Here is an 18,770-nt window from a genome sequence, read left to right as displayed (position 1 = left end):
CGGACCCCTCGGCTACGTTGCCCGCATGACCGACTTCGTACTGGTGGCAGGGACATGGCTCGGGGCGTGGGCATGGGACGAGGTGGCCGCGGAGTTGCGCGGCGCGGGGCATGACGTCCATGCGCTGACGCTGTCGGGCCTCGCCGAGAAGCGGGACACACAGCCGGCCGGGCAGCAGACGCATGTCCGGGACATCGTCGAGGAGGTGGAGCGCCTCGATCTGCGGGACGTCGTCCTGGTCGGGCACAGCTACTCGGGCATCCCGGTCGGGCAGGCCGCCGAGCGGATCGGCGACCGGCTGCGGCGGGTGGTCTTCGTCGACGCCAACGTGCCGGTGGACGGGGAGTCGTTCCTGTCGGGCCGGCCCAGCGACCACGTACGGAAGGCGATCGACCGCCATGCCGGACACTGGCCGCCGCTCGGTCCGGAGGACTACGCGGGGCAGGGGCTGACGGACGAGCAGATCGCCCGGATCGTGGGCGCGACCCCGCACCCCGGTGCCACGCTCACCGAGCCGGCCGTCCTCGCCCGCTCCCTCGGCGCGCTCCCGGCGACGTATGTGAAGTGCCTGCTCGACGGGGACGAGCCGATGCCGGCGGTGGCCGCACTCCTCGAGAGCGACAGCTGGGAACTGGTGGAGCTGGACACCGGGCACTGGCCGATGTTCTCGCAGCCGCGCGCACTGGCCCACGTGCTGCACACGGCGGCGGCCCGGCCCTGATCCACCGCCGCGCATACCGCTCGGTATCGTCGGCCCTACGGCGCGGTCTCGGCGAGGAGACGACGAGAGGCGGGGCGTACGGTGGGCAAGCACTGGGCGGACTTCCAGTACGAGATCTATCTGAACGGGATGACGGGTGCCGTACCGCGGCTGCCCACGGATCTGACCCGGCTGGAGGAGCTGACCGAGCAGCGGCTCGGGCCCGGCCCGGTCGGCTATGTGGCGGGAAGCGCCGGCAACGGCAGTACGGCCCGGGCGAACCGGACGGCCCTGGAGCGCCGCCGGATCGTGCCGCGCATGCTGCGGGACGTGCACGAGCGCGACCTGTCGGTCGAGGTGCTGGGCCGCGCCCTGCCCGCCCCCCTCGCGCTGGCCCCGGTCGGTGTGCTGTCGATCATGCACCCGGACGCCGAGTCGGCGGCGGCGCGGGCCGCCGCGGCGCAGGGCGTGCCGTACATCCTGTCGTCGGCGTCGAGCACGCCCATGGAGCAGGTCGCCGAGGCGATGGGGGACGCCGAGCGCTGGTTCCAGCTGTACTGGCCGAAGGACCCGGAGGTGGCCCGCAGTTTCCTGAACCGGGCGAAGGCGGCCGGGTTCACCGCGCTGGTCGTCACCCTGGACACGCCGCTGCTGTCGTGGCGGCCGCGCGATCTGGACCAGGCCTACCTGCCGTTCCTGCACGGCGTCGGCACGGCCAACTACTTCTCTGACCCGGCCTTCCGGGCAGGCCTGGCCAAGCCGGTGCACGAGGATCCGAACGCGGCCGTGATGCACTTCGTCGGCATGTTCTCCGACCCGGCCAAGAGCTGGCCGGACCTGGCGTTCCTGCGGGAGAACTGGGACGGCCCGATCGTCCTGAAGGGTGTCCTGCACCCGGACGACGCGCGACGGGCCGCCGACGCCGGCATGGACGGCGTGGTCGTCTCCAACCACGGCGGCCGCCAGGTGGCCGGCTCCGTCGCGGCGGCCGACGCGCTCCCCCGCGTGGCGCAGGCGGCCGGTGACCGGCTCGCCGTCCTCTTCGACAGCGGCGTGCGCACCGGCGACGACATCTTCAAGGCCCTCGCCCTGGGCGCCCGCGCGGTCCTCGTCGGCCGCCCGTACGTCTACGGTCTCGGCCTGGACGGCCGAGCGGGCGTCGAGCACGTCATCCGCTGTCTGCTCGCCGAACTCGACCTCACCCTCGCCCTGTCGGGCCATGCGACACCGCGCACGCCCGGCCCGGCCGACCTCGTCGAGGATCCGGCCTGACGGTGGGCTGCGCGGCGCGTTCGCCGCGCAGCCCCGCTCGGACTCAGGGGGCCCGCCGTCACGCCGTCCGGCCGTGGGACAGCGTCACGTGACGGGCCGCCGGGTCGTCCTGCTCCTCGATCGAGAGGGAACCCGCCGTCGTCGGCAGCGGCTCCGACTGCCAGCGCTGGGCGTCGGAGGAGCGGTCGCGGACCTTGACGACGATGTCGGCGCCCGGGTCGTCGTCGGCCGGCGTGAGGGCGAGCCGCTCGTCCCAGCGGGGCAGCAACTCCCCCTGCACGGTGAGGTCGTAGCGCACGTCGTCACCCCGCTCGGCATCCTCGTCGGCGCAGGTGCCGAGGACGACGACGCCGGCGTCCTTGTGGGAGTCCAGGCACAGCCCCGGATCGGCGACGCTGCGCAGCAGACCGTCGTCCTCGTACGTCCACTGCTGGGTCCACACCGCCGAGCACTCCGCCAGCTTCGTGCCCGAACCCTCCTTCGGCAGGTCCCGGATGTCGAGGCACAGGTCGGCACCCGCGTTGCGCAGCCGCGTCACGCCCGGTGCCGCGGGAAGGCCGGCGGTGCCGGGCGGCGCCGCCGACGTGGAGCCGTTGCCGCCGGCCGCGCTGTTGGAGCCGGCGGGGTCGGCCTCGCCGCCGTCGTAGGACGAGGCGCTGATGATGAGCACCGTCGCCAGCACCCCGGCCGAGACCGCGCCGACGCCCGAGAGCAGTGCCCGTGAGGAGCGCAGCGCCTCCGGGACCCGGGCGGGCACGGGGAGCCGGGACAGCAGCCCGTGCCGCCCGCCGCCCCGACGCCCGCCACCGCGCCGGCCCGCGCGAGCGCCCCGCGTGCCGTGCGACGCCCGTCCCGGGCGCGAGTCGAGGTAGCGGCGGGCGCCCCAGCCGAGCACCGCTTCCGCGATCAACGGCCCCAGCGGGCCCTCGAAATGGCTCAGTTGCTCTGCCGCGTTCCGGCAGTAGCGGCACTCCTCCAGATGCTGCTGGACGTCCGGCAGCAGTGCGCCGCCGCGCCGGATCGGGACGTCGAGGAGGCGGTTGTAGAACCGGCAATCGTGGGTCGGCGCGAGTTCGCGATGGGCGAGTACACAACCCTCCCGGAATTTGTCCCGCGCCTGTTCGAGGGCCGCCGACGCGATGTCGGCGTCCATGCCCAGCAGTCCGGCGGGGACGCTGAAAGGATCTGCCTCGACCTCGACGTGCCAGAGCAAACAACGCGAGGCCGCGGGAAGTGCCTGGAATGCCCGCTCCGCGAGGGTGCGATTTTCGGGAGTCATGGACGTCGCCGCGCGCAGCCCGCGCCCGCCCGCCGGTTTCTGCAACGCGGGCAGAACGGCTGATATTCGATCGTCGCCGGACCACTCGCGGATGGTGTCGCGCACGGTCACCAGAAGGGCCGGGCGCAGTGCGACGGCCGACTCGCCGAAGGCGAGACGGTTGAGGGTCCGGTGGAAGGCGGTCCCGGTCACCATGGCGGCGACCTGCGCCGACGAGGCGAGACAGATGACCGCGTAGTCGTGCACCGGCTGGTAGTGCCGCGCCATCAGCAGCGCGACGGAATGGGCGGCGACCTCGCCCTCCGGGCTGCCTCTCAGCGGGGCGGCGAGTGATTCATCGGATTCCCCCGGATCCCCGCCGGGCGGGGGATACGGGGGACGAGGGGGGTGGGGGGTGGGCACTGAGATGGTTCCTTCCCACGCATGTGACACACAGGAGTCCTGCCGCCGAAAAAGGAGGCCCGGTTGGTGCGTACCTCTTTTGGCGCGGCGCGGGAGGTGAGAATTCACCGACGGCGAATCGGACGCGGTCCACAAATCACGTGCGACACCCGGCCTTTCCCCCCGCACGCGTGTTTCACTCTTGCACAACCCCCACACGGCCAACAAGGCGCCCGGACAACATCCCCGCCATTGACAGGAAGTCAGAAACGGAGAACGGATGCGCGAGGATCGCACCCGTTTTCGACATTTCCCTGCGCCCCGTGCGCATCGGGCAGTTCCTCAGATCTGCCAGGAGCGCAGCCGGTCCGCCGCACCGTAGACGTCGGTCGCGCCGGACAAGAGGTCGCGGGCCAGGTCGACGAGGGCGCCGTAGGGCGGGTCGATGCCGACGCCGCTGACGAACATGTACGCCACGGCGGTCGCGCAGGCGAACCGGGCGTTGGCCGAGGGCAGCGGCCGGAGCACCGTGATGGTGTGCAGCAGCGCGGCGGCCCGCCAGGCCGGGTCGGAGTTCACCCCGAGGCGCGGCGGGTCGACGCGGTGCCGGGCGACGGCGGCGACCAGCGCGGAGAAGTCGTTGACGGTGGGCTGGTCCGGCAGGACCTCCTCGTGGCGCTGAAGCAGCCAGGGCACATCGATGTGGATCACGGGCGCCATGGGTCAGGCAGCCCGCCCTTCGCCCTTGGCGGGCGGTTCGTCATCGGGGAACGCGGCGGCGAACTCGTCGGCGTGGGTGGCGAAGAACCGGCGGAAGGCCTCCGCGCCCTCCTGCAGGGCCCGGTGGCGGGCTATGTCGGCCGCGGCCGCCTCCCGCACGAGGGCCTTCATGGACGTACCGCGCTCCTTGGCGATCTGCCGCAGGTCCTCAAGTTCGCGGTCGCTGAACTCCACGTTGAGAGCTGGCATGCATTCACGGTACCGCTCGGGTACTGACTCGTAAATATCCCCAGGTCAGGAAGGCTGCCGGAAGGTACCGAGGACCGGACTCGCCTGAGATGTGGGTCACATCGGACCGTGCGATGTCACATTCCGGGGCCCTGCCCGGCTCGCAGTGGTGAGCGCACCCGAGGGAGGCCCACGCATGACCGAGAGCTCCGTACCCGGCACCGACGCCCCGCTCGACGCGGCGACCGGGGTGTTCGTCGACCATCGCGAGCTGCTGTTCGGCGTCGTCTACAACATGCTCGGCAGTGTCGCCGACACCGAGGACGTCCTTCAGGAGACATGGCTGTCCTGGACGGCCCGCGGCGGGAGCGCTGCCCTGGCCGGCATCGACCATCCGCGCGCCTATCTCGTCCGGGTGGCGGTCAACCACGCGCTGCGCCGGCGTGCCGTGATCAGCCGCCGGCGGGAGACGTACGTCGGCCCGTGGCTGCCCGAGCCCCTGGTCGAGGCGGAGGACACCGAGACAGCCGAGACCCCGGCCCTGCGTTCGGAGTCGGTGTCGCTGGCGATGCTGGTGGTCCTGGAGTCGCTGACGCCGCTGGAGCGGGCCGTGTTCGTCCTGGGTGAGGTGTTCGGCTACCCGCATGCCGAGATCGCGGAGATCATCGGCCGTTCCCCCGCCGCCGTACGGCAGTTGGCACACCGGGCCCGGGAGCACGTGCACGCGCGGCGCCCGCGGTACGAGGCGCATCCACGGGTGCGGCGGGAGGCCACCGAGCGGTTCGTGCGGGCGGCGCTCGGCGGGGACATCGCCGAACTGATGGAGGTGCTCGCGCCGGACGTCACGGCGTGGACGGACGCCGGCGGCAAGCGCCGGCGGGCGAGCCTGCGCCCGGTGCACGGCCGGGACAAGGTGACCCGGCTGCTCACGGCGGGCCGGGGCGGGCCGGACCACCCCGTCTGGCGCTACCGGCGCGTGAACGGCGACGACGCGGCGGTGCTGTTCGACGGCGACGCGCCGTTCGCCGTCCTGGTCCTGGACCTCACCCCGGAGGGCGACCGGGTGCGCGGCATCTACGTCGTGGCCAACCCGGACAAGCTCGCCCATCTGCCCGGGGCGGCGGCGTGAGCGCCGGGCCCGGTGAGCGGCTCGCCGACTGGTTCGACGGGCGGCTCGGCAGCCACACACTCGGCAGGAAGTACCTGCGCACGATAGTGGCCGGGCCGGTCAGGAGTGGGCGCGGCAGAACTCCCGGACGGTCCGGTTGAAGGGCTCCGGCGCCTCGATGTTGCTGAGGTGCCCGATGCCGGGGAGCACGACCAGCGTGGCCTGCGGGATCGCTTCGAGGAACTGGTGGGCGACGGGCTCCACGGGTGAACGCGCGTCGAGCTCGCCCCACAGCAGGAGCGTCGGTACCTCGATCCTCGGCAGCAGGTCCCGCTGATCGGCCTCGGCCATGACGGTGAGCTGGGTCCGCATGCTCCGGGGGCGGGTGCCGGCCGACATCACGGAGAGCAGGCGGACGGCTTCGGAGGGTGGCTGCCCGGCGAAGAGGCCCGGCATGGTCGGTGCGAACGCCTCGGCCGGGACCGCGAGCATCCGCTCCGCGCCCTCGACCCGTGCCCGTACGTCCGCCGCGGGCAGCGAGCCCTTCCAGCCGGCGTAGGTGTCGACGAGGAGCAGTGTCCGGACGAGTCCGGGGTGGTGCCGGTAGAGCTCCAGCACGACGGTCCCGCCCCAGGACAGGCCGAGGACGTGGGCCGGGCCGAGGTCGACGTCCTCGATGACGGCCGCAAGGCAGCGGGCGTAGTCGGCCAGGGTGAAGGAGAGCGGTACGTCGGAGGAGCGGCCTGCGCCCGGTTCGTCCCAGGCGACGACGGTGAACTCGTCGGCCAGTTCCTCGGCCTGGCCACTGAACAGCCGGGCGTCCGTCGTGGCGCCGTGCGCGAGCACGAGGGGCGGGCCCCGGCCCACCCGGTCGTACGCGACCTCGATGCCGTCGACCCGCACCGCTGGCATGACACCAGGCTACGCGGGCGTGCCGGGGGGCGTCCTGTCGGCGGACTCCCCCGGCACGCGGCACGCTGTCCGGCTCTACCCCTGGTCCGCCACGAAGGAGGCCATGCGGGTCAGGGCGGCGTTCCAGTTGATCGTGTGCTCGTTGGTCGACCAGGACTGGATGTCGTCGATGTAGCAGAACTGGCCGACGCAGCCCTGGAGCTTGCTCTGTGCGTAGGGGTCCTGGATGCTCGAGTTCGGCCCGCCCGCGAGGGTGCCCTTCGGCGGGCCCGGCTGGTTCGGGTCGAGCTGGCGGGCGTACCAGCGGCTGTGCTGGTTCTGCGCGCTCACCTCGCCGTAGCCGGTGACGTAGGAGATGTTCAGCGCGTTGCGGCCCAGGATGTAGTCCATGCTCTGCAGCGCGCCGTTCCGGTACTTCGAGGCGCCGGTGAGGTCGTACGCGGTGGCGAGGACGACGGCGTTGTTGAGGATCTGGTGGCTGGAGCCCCAGTCGTAGATGTTGCCGTCGGGTGCGTACGGCATGCCGTAGGGGTGCGCCTTGAGGGTCGCCAGGTAGCGGTCCGCGCCCTTGACGACGGACTCGCGCACCTTGTCCCGGCCCGGCAGCCTGCTCGGCACCATCGCGAGGTCGAGCCGGCCGGCCGCGCCGGTGCGGGCCCAGTCGAAGCCGATCGGCTTGAAGAGGTCGGCGGTGTGGACCGGGGACTTCAGGATGTACTCCTCGAACCGCTTCTCCCCGGTGGACAGGTACAGCTCGGCCGCCGCCCAGTAGAAGTCGTCGGTGACGTCGCTGTCGGCGTAGGCACCACCGCCGATGCCGTCGCTCTCGGAGGCGAGGCGGTCGGGGTGGGCGAGCGCCGCCGCCCAGGCCTTGCGTGCGGCTGCCAGTGCCTTGTCGGCGAAGGGCTTGTCATACGGGCGGTACAGACGGGCCGCCTGCGCGGCCGTGGCGGCCAGGTTCAGGGTGGCGGCGGTGGACGGCGGGTGCAGCTCGCGCTTCTGCGGGTCGTCATGGGGCATCAGCGGCAGGCCGGTCCACTGCTCGTCGTGCATCTTGTGGTGGGCCATGCCGGCCAGCGGCTTGCCGTCGGGCACCTGCATCTTCAGCAGGAACTCCAGCTCCCAGCGGGCCTCGTCGAGGAGGTCCGGAACCTTGTTGCCGCTCTCCGGGATGGCGAGCGTGCCGTCCCCGAGCTTGTCCGCCTGCCCGGTGCGGGCGTGCCGCGCGCGTTCGTAGGTGCTCAGCAGCTCCCAGGTGGAGATGCCGCCGTTGACGACGTACTTGCCGTGGTCGCCGGCGTCGTACCATCCGCCGCTGACGTCGAGGGTGTAGTCGCAGACACCCGGCTGGCAGGGCACGGCGGTGTCGCCCTTGTTGGGCGCCACACCCACGTGACCGGCCGGACGGCCGTAGCCGGGCCGCAGGTCGTCGCGTATCGCGAGGCCGCTGCGCTGCGTGTAGTAGTACTTCGCCGAGTCCAGCCGGAGCCGCTCGTAGGCGCTCGCGTCGATGTCGAAGGGCCGGCTGGTCTCGCCGTCGGCGACGAGCGTGAAGCCCGTGCCCTTCGTGCGGAAGGTGCCGAAATCGATCGAGTGGACGTTCTGCCCGGAGGAGGCGTCGACCCCGCGCGGCAGGGTCGCGCCCCGGGCGACCACCGTCCCGCCCGAGTTCTTGAGCTGCCAGGGCAGCTTCGCCGTGGCGTCGGTGACCAGGGTGGCGTTCTTCGGGCCGGCCGGCAGATAGGCGACCTGGTTCACGCGCACCCGGGGCCCGGTGTCGGGCTCGTACGGTTCCGGCGCCACGCCGCCGAGCAGCGAGACGTCGTCCATGCAGAAGCGCCAGGCGTCCGCGCTGCCGCCGAGCTGGAAGCCGACCTGCCCCTGGGCGGTGTCGACGGGCGAGGTGAAGGTGTACGAGTAGGTGTCGCCGGAGACGCTGAGCTGCGGTGTGACCTCGTGGTAGGTGTCGTACGGCGACACCGACAGGCCGACGATCGCCCGCACCACGTGCCCGGCGGGTGTCCCGGTCGCGCTGAACGAGAAGCGGTACGACTCCCCCTTCACGAGGGTGATGTCGTTCTGCCCGACAGCGGCGTCCCAGCGGTTGGCGGTACCGCCCGGGACATCGGCGCAGAGCCTGCCCTCGGACAGGCCCGCGGTGACGTTGCTGGTCGTCCACCAGGGCTCGGTGGCGGTGTCGAAGGTGCCGTTCCTGACCTGCTCTGTCTCCTCGGCCCCGGCCGGCGCCGAAGGCAGCGCGGTGAGCGCGGTCGCCAGCAGGGCCGTCAGGGACAGGAGAGCGGTTCTGCGTCGTTTCACGTCTGGGCTCCTCTGCGGAGGTGCGGGTGGCGCTCGGCGTGGGAGCGCTCCCAGAGGCGTACGCAGGCCATGGTTGTGGCTGATGTGACGCCCCGTCAACGGTCCGGACGAGACTGGCTGTTCACCGCCCGTCCGGACCGTGGGGCCGGGCGTTCAGGCCGCCGGGGCATCCAGCCGGCTGATGCGGAGCGCGCCTTGGGGCTCGCCGGGGTGGCGGCTCGTCAGGGTGAGCCGGATTCGGGAGCCGCGGACGGCCTTGAAGGTGATCACGGTGGGGGCGTCGGAGGCGGCGGCCCAGCCGATCTCGGTGTCCCGCACGGCCTGCCACGTACGGCCGTTCCACACCGCCACCTCGATCGCCGCGGGCAGGCTGTGCGTGGCGTCCACGGTGAAGGAGACGTCCACCCGGTCGTAGCGGCGGGTGCGCCCGTGGTCGACCGAGACCCAGTCCTCGGCCCGCGCCCCGTCGAAAGCCGGCAGCAGGGCCGTGGCCTGCTTGAAGAAGCCGTTGGACCAGCCGGTGGCCGGATCGCCGTCGAGCATGGCGGCGGGCAGCGTGTCCGGACGTCCGGAGTAACTGGCGTCCGCGTGCGGGAGGCCGACGGGGGACGGGTGCTCGGGCTTGAAGGCGGCCGGGGCCGTCTCGGCCCGGTCTTCCGCCCGGGTGGCGCGTACGGTCGCCGTGCCCGGGCGCAGACCGTCGGCGCGGGCGGTCACCTTCAGCGCGCCCGCCCTGGTGCCGGACCGGACGATGGCGAGGGCCTTGCCGTGGAAGGCGGTCCGGGTGCTCGCCTGGTAGCGCTCGGCGCTCTCCTGGCGGCCGTTGTCGAGCCCTGCGAGGGAGCCGCCCGCCGCCTCGAAGGACAGCAGGTGCTCCGCGTCGGGCACCACCACACCGCGCCGGTCGACGACCTCGGCGGTCACGAAGACAAGGGAACGGCCGTCCGCGGCGACGGACTCGCGGTCCGCGGTCAGGCGTATCGCGTGCGGGGCGCCGGCGGTGCGCAGCACGTCGGTGGCGACCACCTTGCCGTCCTGCCGTGCGACGGCCTTCAGCTCGCCCGGCGCGTAGGGCACCTTCCAGGTCAGGTGGAGCTTGCCGGCGCTGCCGTTCGGGCTGGTGTAGCTGCCGGGGTAGGGGCCGTCGGTGAAGCCCTTGTCGTCGCCGGTCGCCTCGGTCGTCTCCAGGTACGCCCGGCCGTCGACGGTCTTCTTGGTGTCGAAGCGCCGTACGCCCAGGGACTTCCCGTTGAGGTACAGCTCGACGGTGTCGACGTTCGTGTACGCCCAGACCTCGACCGTGTCGCCCTTCTCGTGGTTCCAGGTCATCGGCAGCAGATGGACCATCGGCTCGCTGATCCACTGGCTCTGGAACAGGTAGTACATGTCCTTCGGGAAGCCCGCCGTGTCGACCGCGCCGAAGAAGGACGCCTTGACCGGGAAGACGTCGTACGGCGTGGGCTCGCCGATGTAGTCGATGCCCGACCAGAGGAACTGCCCGGCGAACCACTTCCGGTCCCGGTCCTTCTTGTGGCCGTACTCGCCGCTCATGGTCCAGGAGGCGAGGTTGTTGTCGTAGGAGGAGGTCGCGCGTCTGCCCGGCGTGTGGTTCTCACCGGTGTTGAGGTGCTCCGGTTCCTGGTAGGCGCCGCGGGTGGAGGTCTCGGAGGAGGACTCGGACTCGAAGAGGAAGAGGTGCGGGTAGGCCGCGTGCAGCTGGTCCACCGACTTGGCGGTGTTGTAGTTGAGGCCGAGGCCGTCCAGCTTGGCCAGCATCAGATCGGCCGCGGAGCCCTTGGCCGGCAGACGGCGGTACTTGTCGGAGCCGATGACCAGCGGGCGGGTGTCGTCGGCGGCCCTGATCGCCTCGATGATCCGGTCGGCCATGGCGAGTCCGGCGGTGGAGGTGGAGTCGGGGACCTCGTTGCCGATGGACCAGCTCAGCACGGCGGGCGAGTTGCGGGCCGCCAGCACCATCTCGGTGGCGTCCTTCTCGCACCACTCGTCGAAGAAGCGGCCGTAGTCGTACCGGTTCTTGCCGGTGCGCCAGCAGTCGAACGCCTCCACCAGCATGATGACGCCCAGCTCCTCGCACACCTGGATGACCTCGGGCGCGGGCGGGTTGTGGGAGGTGCGCAGGGCGTTGACGCCCATGGACCGCATGATCTCCATCTGGCGGCGGACGGCGTCGACGCTGACGGCGGCGCCGAGTGCGCCCAGGTCGTGGTGGAGGTCGACGCCCTTGATCTTGTGGTGGGTGCCGTTGAGGAAGAAGCCCTCGTCCGGGTCGAAGCGGAAGGTGCGGAAGCCGAAGACGGTGCGGTAGGTGTCGGTGGTTCTGCCGCCGACCCGCAGTTCGGTGTGCAGGGTGTAGCGGTGCGGGGTCTCGAAATCCCACAACTCGGGGCGCCGGACCGTGAGTTCCTGGTTCTCGGTCCGCTCGCCGGTGACGGTGGCGGTGGCGGAGGTACGTGCGACCGTCCGGCCCTTGCGGTCGACGATCCGGGAGACGACCTCGACGTCCGCGTCCGTGCCCGAGACGTTGACGACGGAGGTGGCGACCCGTACGACGGCCCGTTCGGCGGTGATCTCGGGCGTGGTGACGCGGGTGCCCCAGCGGGCCACGTGGACCGGCTCGGTGATCACCAGGCGGGCCTCGCGGTAGATGCCGCTGCCCGAGTACCAGCGGCTGCTGGGGAGCCGGTTCTGGACCTTGACGGCGATCACGTTCTCGGTGGTGCCGTCGGTGTGCATCAGGTCGGTGAGGTCGAGGGCGAAGCCGGTGTAGCCGTAGGGGTGGCGGCCCGCCTCCTTGCCGTTGCAGTAGACGGAGGAGTCCATGTAGACGCCGTCGAACTCCACCGAGATCCGCTTGCCGGCGAGGGCGGGCGGCAGGGTGAAGGCCAGGCGGTACCAGCCGAGGCCACCGGGCAGGAAGCCGGTGCCGCTGGTGGTGCCGTGCTCGGTGGTGGGGGTCTGCTCGATGCTCCAGTCGTGCGGGACGGCGGTCTCGCGCCATCCGGAGTCGTCGTAGCCGGGCAGGTGGGCGTCGGCGTAGGCGCCGGTGGGGTCGGTGAGGCCGCCCGGGTTCACCAGCGCGAACCGCCAGCCGTCGCGCAGGGCGACGGTACGGCGGCCGGACGCGCCGCGGGGGTCCCCGGCGGCCCACGCCTCCGGGGCGGTGAGCAGCGTTCCGGCCGCGGGCGCGGCAGCGGAGGCGAGCAGAACCGATCTGCGAGTGACCGACATGACGATGCTCCCTCATCAGGGCCCAGAAGTACTCACAACTAATCGCGAACAAACAGATTCTGTCGATGTGTCACACAGGGCCGTCAAGGGTGCGGGAGCCTCCTTCTGCCTCACGGGACGCTTCGGCCGGATCCGCGCCACGACCCCGGCCGGGGAGGCGGTACCGGGGTTACCGGTCCACGCCGGGCGCTCACGGACTACGCTGGAACTCAACCGACCTCCCTGTTCACTGTGAGTGCCCGTATGGAGTCGCGACGATGAGCCCGGACGAGGCGTTCGACGACGGCGTGGCCGCCCGTGCCGTCATCGCCGCCGACGGCACGCTCACCGGGTGGAGTGAGGGCGCCCGCCGTCTGCTGGGCCACACGGCCGACGAGGTCGTGGGCCGCCCGGCCGCCGCGCTGCTGGCCGACGGCGCCGACGCGCCGCCCGTGCCGGACGACTCGCGCTGGAGCGGCACACTCACCCTGCGCCACCGCGACGGCCACCCCGTGTCCGTGTGGGTGCTCGCCCACAGCCGACCGCCGGACGGAGCGGAGACGACCGACTGGCTCGCGGTGTCCCCGCCGGCAGCCGCCGTTCAGGAGCTTCCGGACGACCCGCTGGTGCGCATGGCCCTGACACAGTCGCCCTGCGCCACGATGATCTTCGACGAGCGGCTGCGGCTGCGCGGCGTCAACGAGGCCATGGCCGACCTCCTGGGGCTGCCCGCCGGGCGGCTGCCGGGCCTGCGGCCCACCGACATCGGCAGCCGGCCGCAGAACGCCGCGCTCGAAGAGCATCTGCGCCAAGTGCTGAGCACCGGCCGGCGGCAGGACATGCAGACCTACATGAAGGCGACCGGCGAGAGCCGGGGCGCGCACGCCTGGCTGGCCCGGATGGCACCGCTCACCGACGGCACCGGCCAGGTGCGGGGCGTGTGCGTGACCGCCCACGACTTCTCCGACCAGTACCGGGCCCGGGAGCGGCTGCAACTGGTCAACGAGGCGAGCGTGCGCATCGGCACCACCCTGGACGTCACCCGTACGGCCCAGGAGCTGGCGGACGTGTGCGTCCCGGCGCTCGCCGACTTCGTCAGCGTCGACCTGCTCGACCCGCAGGAGCACGGCGGCGAGTCCGCAGGACCGCCGGCCCCGCCGGTGAACCTGCGCCGGGCCGCCCACCGGTCGGTCAACGCGGGCAGCCCCGAGGCCGTCGCCAAGCCCGGACAGGTCGACGTCTACCCGGAGAACTCCCCGCAGGCCGCCTCGCTGGTCGCGGGGCGCACGGTCGTGGCCTCGGGAGCGTCCGGCAACCTCGAACAGTGGCTCGCCTGGGACCCGGTCCGCTTCCGGCGGATCCAGGAGTACGGCATCCACTCCACGATGTCCGTGCCGCTCCAGGCCCGCGGCACGACCCTCGGTGTCGCCGTGTTCACCCGCTTCCGGAGCCCCGAGGCGTTCACCGAGGACGACGTGCTGCTGGCCGAGGAGGTCACGGCCCGGGCCGCCGTCTGCATCGACAACGCGCGCCGCTACTCCCGCGAGCGCGAGACGACCCTCACCCTCCAGCGCAGCCTGCTGCCCCGCACTCTGCCGCGCACGGCGGGGGTGGAGGCGGCCTCCCGCTACCTGCCGGCCACCCGCTCCGGTGTGGGCGGCGACTGGTTCGACGTGATCCCGCTGTCCGGGATGCGGGTCGCCATGGTCGTCGGCGACGTCGTCGGCCACGGCATCCAGGCCTCCGCCACCATGGGCCGGCTGCGCACCGCCGTCCGCACCCTCGCCGACATCGACCTGGCCCCCGACGAACTGCTCACCCACCTCGACGACCTCGTCGTCCGGCTGTCCCAGGAGTCCGGCGGCGGCAACGGCACCGGAGAAGTGGGCGCGACCTGCCTCTACGCGGTGTACGACCCGGTGTCGCGGCGCTGCAACCTGGCCCGGGCCGGGCATCCGCTGCCCCTGCTGGTGCCGCCGGACGGCCCGGCACAGCAGCTCGACCTGCCCTCGGGTCCCCCACTGGGCGTCGGGGGGCTGCCGTTCGAGTGCGCCGAGGTGGAGCTGCGGGAGGGCAGCGTCCTGGCGTTCCACACGGACGGGCTGCTCGTGAGCCGCGAGCGGGACGTCGACGCGGGCAGCCTGATGCTCCGCGAGGCCCTGTCGGCGCCCTCCGACTCCCTGGACGAGACCTGCGACCGCGTGCTGCACACCCTGCTCCCGCCGGGCGGGTCCACGGACGACGTCGCCCTGCTGCTGGCCCGCACCCGCGGCCTGCCGTCCGCCCAGGTCGCCACCTGGGACATCCCCGCCGACCCGGCGCTGGTGGCCCCCATCCGCAAGCAGGTCGTCGACCAGCTGGAACGCTGGCAGCTGCTCGCGGCCACGTTCACCGCCGAGCTGGTGGTGAGCGAGCTGGTCACCAACGCCATCCGCTACGGCGCCCCGCCCATCCGGCTGCGGCTGATCCATGACGCGTCCACCCTGATCTGCGAGGTGTCCGACACCAACCACACGGCGCCGCACCTGCGCCGGGCCAAGACCTGGGACGAGGGGGGTCGTGGTCTGCTCCTGGTCGCCCAGCTCACCCAGCGGTGGGGCAGCAGGCACACCGCCGAGGGCAAGACGATCTGGGCGGAGCTGACCCTGCTCGAAGAGATCTGAACCTCCTCCGGGCAGCGGCCCTGACCAGGACGGCGGGGCCGCCGAGGGTCTCTTACCGGCGCCTGGTTTCATGGGCGGGCACGACCTGATCACGCCCCGGAGGACCCCGCCCTGAACACCCCGCTCGCCGAAGTCCTGTCCGTGGCGCTGCTGGCCGCCGTGCTCGTCTGGGCCGTCGCCCGCCCCAAGGGGCTGCCCGAGGCCCTGCTGGCGGTGCCGGCCGCCGGGCTCGCCATCGCCCTCGGAGCGATCTCACCGGACCACGCCTGGGAGGAGATCCAGCGGCTGGGGCCCGTGGTCGGATTCCTCGCGGCCGTGCTGGTGCTCGCCCACTTCTGTGACGTCGAGGGGCTGTTCACGGCGTGCGGAGCGTGGATGGCCCGCTGGGCGGCGGGGCGCCCCACGCGGCTGCTGACCGCGGTGTTCGCGCTGGCGTCCGTCATCACCGCCGTGCTCAGCCTGGACGCGACGGTCGTCCTGCTCACACCGGTGGTCCTCGCCACCGCCACTCGCATGGGCGTCCGCGCCCGGCCTCACCTGTACGCCTGCGCCCATCTGTCGAACACCGCCTCGCTGCTGCTGCCGGTCTCCAACCTGACCAATCTGCTGGCCTTCACGGCGAGCGGGCTGAGCTTCACCCGCTTCGCGGCACTGATGACGCTGCCCTGGCTGGTCGCGATCGCCGCCGAGTACCTGGTGTTCCGGCGGTTCTTCGACGACGAACTCGCGGCGCCCCTCCCCTCCCCCGACCCCGCGCCGCGTCCCGAGCCGCTCCCGCTGTTCGCCCTCGTCACGGTCGGCTGCACGCTCGCCGGGTTCGTGGTGGCCTCCGCCGTCGGCATCGCGCCCGCGTGGGCCGCGCTGGCCGGTGCCCTGGTGCTGGCCGGGCGGGCACTGGTACGGCGCCGGGCCACACCGCTGACGGTGCTGCGGTCCGCGGCCCCGGCCTTCCTGGCGTTCGTGCTCGCGCTGGGGGTCGTGGTGCGCGCGGTCGTCGACCACGGGCTCGCCGACGCGCTCCGGCGTGTGCTGCCGGGCGGAACGGGCCTGCTCACGCTGCTGGGCGTGGCCGCGCTGGCCGCCGTGCTGGCGAACCTCATCAACAACCTGCCCGCGGTGCTGGTGCTGCTGCCCCTGGTCGCCGGTTCCGGCCCGGGCGCCGTGCTGGCGGTACTGCTCGGTGTGAACATCGGCCCCAACCTGACCTACGCCGGGTCGCTGGCGACCCTGCTGTGGCGGCGGATCGTGCAGCAGCACGGGCACCGGGTCGGGCTCGGCGAGTTCACGCGGCTCGGGCTGCTCGCCGTACCGGCCGCACTGGTGCCGGCCGTGGTGGCGCTGTGGCTGTCCCTGACCGTCCTCGGCGCCTGAGCGCGCGCCGGATCAGCGGCGGCCGCCTCCGTCGTAGCCGTATCCCTGGCCCCCGTAGCCATAGCCGTAGCCGGGGTAGCCGTAGCCCGGGTTGCCGTACCGACCGTCCGTGTCGCAGTAGTACCCGTGGTCGTGGCAGGACGAGTCGGTGGCGGCCGGGCTGCTCGGCGCCGGCTGCGGGGCCGAGGAGGTCGCGGACGGGGTCGGTGTGGGCCCGGGCGTCTTCGACGGTGTGGGGGTCGGCGTGGGCGTGGGGCGCGGTGCGGGAGCGGCGGCGTTCCAGGTGACGGCCTCCATCCGGAGGTCGGCCTTGGAGGTGTCGATCACCCAGCGCTGGGCCTCGTCGTCCGCCCGGGACTTGACGACCAGGGCGCCCGAGCCGTCGGTCGCCGCCGGGGCCAGGGCGAGATCCTGATTCCAGCGGGGCACGAGAGCCCCCTGGAGGGTGAAGTCGTAGCGGATGTTCTTGGGGTCGGGCCGGTCAGCGCCCGAGCACGGGGCCAGCCGCACCGAGTAGCCGAGCCGGGAGTCCAGGCACAGGTCGGGGGCGGCGCCGTTGCGCAGCAGCCCATCGGTCTCGTACGTCCATTGCTGGGCGGAGTCGGCGGTGCAGGTCGTGAGCTCGGCCTCCCCGCCCTCCACGGCCTTTTTGCCGTCGATGCCCACGCACAGGCCCGAGGCGACGTTGTGCAGCCGGCCGCGCAGGGCGCCCTTCTTGGCGTCGCCCGCCCCGGCCCGCGACGGGTCGGTGGCCGACTCGGCCGCGTCGGAGTCGGGGGCCTCCTCGGCGGGCCGGTCCGGGGCGCCGTCGCCGGAGCTGCCGGTGGACCACAGGACCAGCGGCAGCGCGACGAGGCCGCTGACGGTCAGGATGCCCGCGGTGAGGTTGCGCCGCCGGGCGGCGCGGCGGGCCGTCTTGTGGGCGGATCTTCGGGCGGCGGTTCGGGGGCCTTCGGGCCGACGGCCGGGCGAGGCGGTGGCAGGCGGTACGGAGTGCCCCGTCGGCGCGGGGACCGGAGCCTGTACCGCCTCCAGGGCCGGGTCCGCGCCCTCGGCGACGGGAGGGGGCGGCGGCACGACCGCCGGGCCGCCCGGGGCGGTGAACGACTCCCCGACCGTGCCTGCGAGGGCGACCGGATCCGGGAAGACCTCACGCGCCGTGCCGGCCGGGTCCCGGAAGACCTCACGCCCCTCACCGGCCGGATCGGGGAAAGCCTCACGCGGTGCACGAACCGGGTCCGGAATGATCTCGTACGCCATACCGGCCGGGTCCGGGAAGACCTCGCGCGCCAGGGCCACCGGGTCCGGGATCAGCTCGCGCGCCGCACCGGCCGGGCTCTCGGCGACGGCCGCACCGGCCGATCCCCCGCGCCGCCCACGCCCCACGGCACGCCCACCCCCGGCGCTCTCCCCCGCATCGCTCGCGCGGCCCTCCGCGTAACCCCGCCCGCCCCAGCCCAGCACCGCCTCCGACAGGGCTACACCGAGGGCGTGGTTGAACTGGTCGAGCTGGTCCGCGGTGTCGCTGCAGTGCCCGCAGCCCTCGATGTGCGCGCGTAGATCGGGGTCGACGGCGAGACCCCCGCGCCGGTACGTCACGTCGAGCAGGCGCAGATAGCGCCGGCACTCCTCGTCGGGGGCGAGTTCGCGGTGCAGCTGGAGGCACTCCTCGCGCAGCCGGTCCCGGGCCCGGCCCAGTTCGACGCGGGCACCCTCCTCGTCGAGGCCGAGCAATCCGGCCGGGGCGGTGAGCGGTTCGGCCTCGACCTCGACATGCCACAGCAGGCAGCGGGCCGACTGGGGCAGCCTCTGGAAGGCGCCGGACAGCAGACGCCGGTGCTGCGACGGCAGCAGACGGGCGGCGGGCCGCTCCCCCTCGCCGGTCCCGGACAGCAGCTCCGGGTGGAGCATGTCGCACCGGTGGTCACCGGCCCACTCGGACGCGATACGCCGTACGGTGACGAGCAGGTGGGGCCGCCAGGCGGAGGTCGGACCGTTCTGGCGGAGGGTCTCGCCGAACAGCCGGGTGAACGCGGCAGTGGTGAGCATTCCCGCGGAGCGCGGGCCGTCGGTGCACAGCCGGGCGTAGGCGAAGGCCGCCTCCCAGTGCCGGTCCAGCAGCTCGCCGACGGGATGCAGCGCGGGCGTCGCCCCGGTCCACTTCCTGAGCTCCGTGCTCAGTTGCTCGTCGGTCGCGTCGAACCTGCGGGCCGAGGCCGGGGAATTCGACGGGCCTGCGTCTTTCACGCTGCATTCCTCTCAAGGACATGCGGAACAAAGTCCGTACCAAGGGGTATGCCGGCCCGTCGGCCTCGCGCATACGAAAGAAAGGCGTGATGTGGGCACGCCGACACGGCACACCTTTGCACAGCTCAGGGACGGGGAACAAGTGATCTCGCGGTTTCGTGCATTGTGGGCGCGGCCAGCACCTTTTGACAGAATGTCAATCGGCGGAGCGAAAGGCATTTCCGTGCTGTCTGCCCGCTTTAGCGACTGGTATTCGCCCGCCTCCCGAAGCCTCCCGGAAACCATTGAGCCACCCCCTGCACAGCAGCTCACGCCGCCCACCGCCTTTCCGCGCCGGCCTTT

Annotated in this window: 12 protein-coding genes; 5 read left to right on the top strand and 7 right to left on the bottom strand. The window is 72.6% G+C overall.

Going from position 1 to position 18,770, the window contains the following annotated elements:
* Nucleotides 1-25 precede the first annotated feature (25 nt).
* Nucleotides 26-721 (top strand): alpha/beta fold hydrolase, encoded by a 696-nt coding sequence (locus ACIRDU_RS11315; protein ID WP_403577079.1) that lies wholly within the window; start codon nucleotides 26-28, stop codon nucleotides 719-721.
* An 81-nt stretch (nucleotides 722-802) separates the two neighbouring features.
* Nucleotides 803-1,972 carry a lactate 2-monooxygenase gene (locus ACIRDU_RS11310; protein WP_403577077.1) on the top strand — a complete coding sequence of 390 codons (1,170 nt, stop codon included), beginning with the start codon at nucleotides 803-805 and terminating at the stop codon, nucleotides 1,970-1,972.
* A 58-nt stretch (nucleotides 1,973-2,030) separates the two neighbouring features.
* Here the strand turns inward: ACIRDU_RS11310 and ACIRDU_RS11305 are convergent, their stop codons facing one another.
* From ACIRDU_RS11305 to ACIRDU_RS11295, 3 genes are all read right to left on the bottom strand, one after another.
* Nucleotides 2,031-3,653 (bottom strand): RICIN domain-containing protein, encoded by a 1,623-nt coding sequence (locus ACIRDU_RS11305; protein WP_403577075.1) that lies wholly within the window; start codon nucleotides 3,651-3,653, stop codon nucleotides 2,031-2,033.
* Nucleotides 3,654-3,974: 321 nt separating this feature from the next.
* Entirely contained in the window at nucleotides 3,975-4,352 is a 378-nt protein-coding gene (locus tag ACIRDU_RS11300; RefSeq protein WP_097222448.1) for a toxin Doc, read from the bottom strand.
* 3 nt (nucleotides 4,353-4,355) lie between these two features.
* A complete protein-coding gene (locus ACIRDU_RS11295) occupies nucleotides 4,356-4,601 on the bottom strand; it encodes a hypothetical protein (RefSeq protein WP_030845137.1) in 246 nt (81 codons plus the stop codon).
* A 175-nt stretch (nucleotides 4,602-4,776) separates the two neighbouring features.
* On the opposite strand from ACIRDU_RS11295, the gene sigJ reads away from it, so the two are divergent.
* Nucleotides 4,777-5,709 (top strand): RNA polymerase sigma factor SigJ, encoded by a 933-nt coding sequence (sigJ, locus tag ACIRDU_RS11290; RefSeq protein WP_403577073.1) that lies wholly within the window; start codon nucleotides 4,777-4,779, stop codon nucleotides 5,707-5,709.
* A 99-nt stretch (nucleotides 5,710-5,808) separates the two neighbouring features.
* On the opposite strand, the gene ACIRDU_RS11285 is transcribed toward sigJ, so the two are convergent.
* The 3 genes from ACIRDU_RS11285 to ACIRDU_RS11275 all read right to left on the bottom strand — a co-directional run bounded on the left by ACIRDU_RS11285 (nucleotide 5,809) and on the right by ACIRDU_RS11275 (nucleotide 12,168).
* Nucleotides 5,809-6,600 (bottom strand): alpha/beta fold hydrolase, encoded by a 792-nt coding sequence (locus ACIRDU_RS11285; RefSeq protein ID WP_403577071.1) that lies wholly within the window; start codon nucleotides 6,598-6,600, stop codon nucleotides 5,809-5,811.
* 75 nt (nucleotides 6,601-6,675) lie between these two features.
* Nucleotides 6,676-8,919, bottom strand: coding sequence for a glycoside hydrolase family 9 protein (locus ACIRDU_RS11280; protein ID WP_403577069.1), 2,244 nt, complete (start codon nucleotides 8,917-8,919; stop codon nucleotides 6,676-6,678).
* 153 nt (nucleotides 8,920-9,072) lie between these two features.
* Nucleotides 9,073-12,168 carry a glycoside hydrolase family 2 TIM barrel-domain containing protein gene (locus tag ACIRDU_RS11275; protein ID WP_403577067.1) on the bottom strand — a complete coding sequence of 1,032 codons (3,096 nt, stop codon included), beginning with the start codon at nucleotides 12,166-12,168 and terminating at the stop codon, nucleotides 9,073-9,075.
* A 257-nt stretch (nucleotides 12,169-12,425) separates the two neighbouring features.
* On the opposite strand from ACIRDU_RS11275, the gene ACIRDU_RS11270 reads away from it, so the two are divergent.
* Together ACIRDU_RS11270 and ACIRDU_RS11265 are read left to right on the top strand one after the other, a co-directional pair.
* Nucleotides 12,426-14,810 (top strand): SpoIIE family protein phosphatase, encoded by a 2,385-nt coding sequence (locus ACIRDU_RS11270; protein WP_403577065.1) that lies wholly within the window; start codon nucleotides 12,426-12,428, stop codon nucleotides 14,808-14,810.
* A 111-nt stretch (nucleotides 14,811-14,921) separates the two neighbouring features.
* On the top strand, nucleotides 14,922-16,181 hold the full coding sequence (locus ACIRDU_RS11265; RefSeq protein WP_403577400.1) for an SLC13 family permease: 1,260 nt from the start codon (nucleotides 14,922-14,924) through the stop codon (nucleotides 16,179-16,181).
* A 12-nt stretch (nucleotides 16,182-16,193) separates the two neighbouring features.
* Here the strand turns inward: ACIRDU_RS11265 and ACIRDU_RS11260 are convergent, their stop codons facing one another.
* Entirely contained in the window at nucleotides 16,194-18,428 is a 2,235-nt protein-coding gene (locus ACIRDU_RS11260; protein ID WP_403577063.1) for a ricin-type beta-trefoil lectin domain protein, read from the bottom strand.
* Nucleotides 18,429-18,770 lie beyond the last annotated feature (342 nt).

It is taken from the genome of Streptomyces sp. NPDC093598, assembly GCF_044764825.1.
GTDB lineage: Bacteria > Actinomycetota > Actinomycetes > Streptomycetales > Streptomycetaceae > Streptomyces.
Note: the sequence above shows the minus strand (reverse complement) of the source record. Positions and strands in the feature narration are given on the sequence as shown.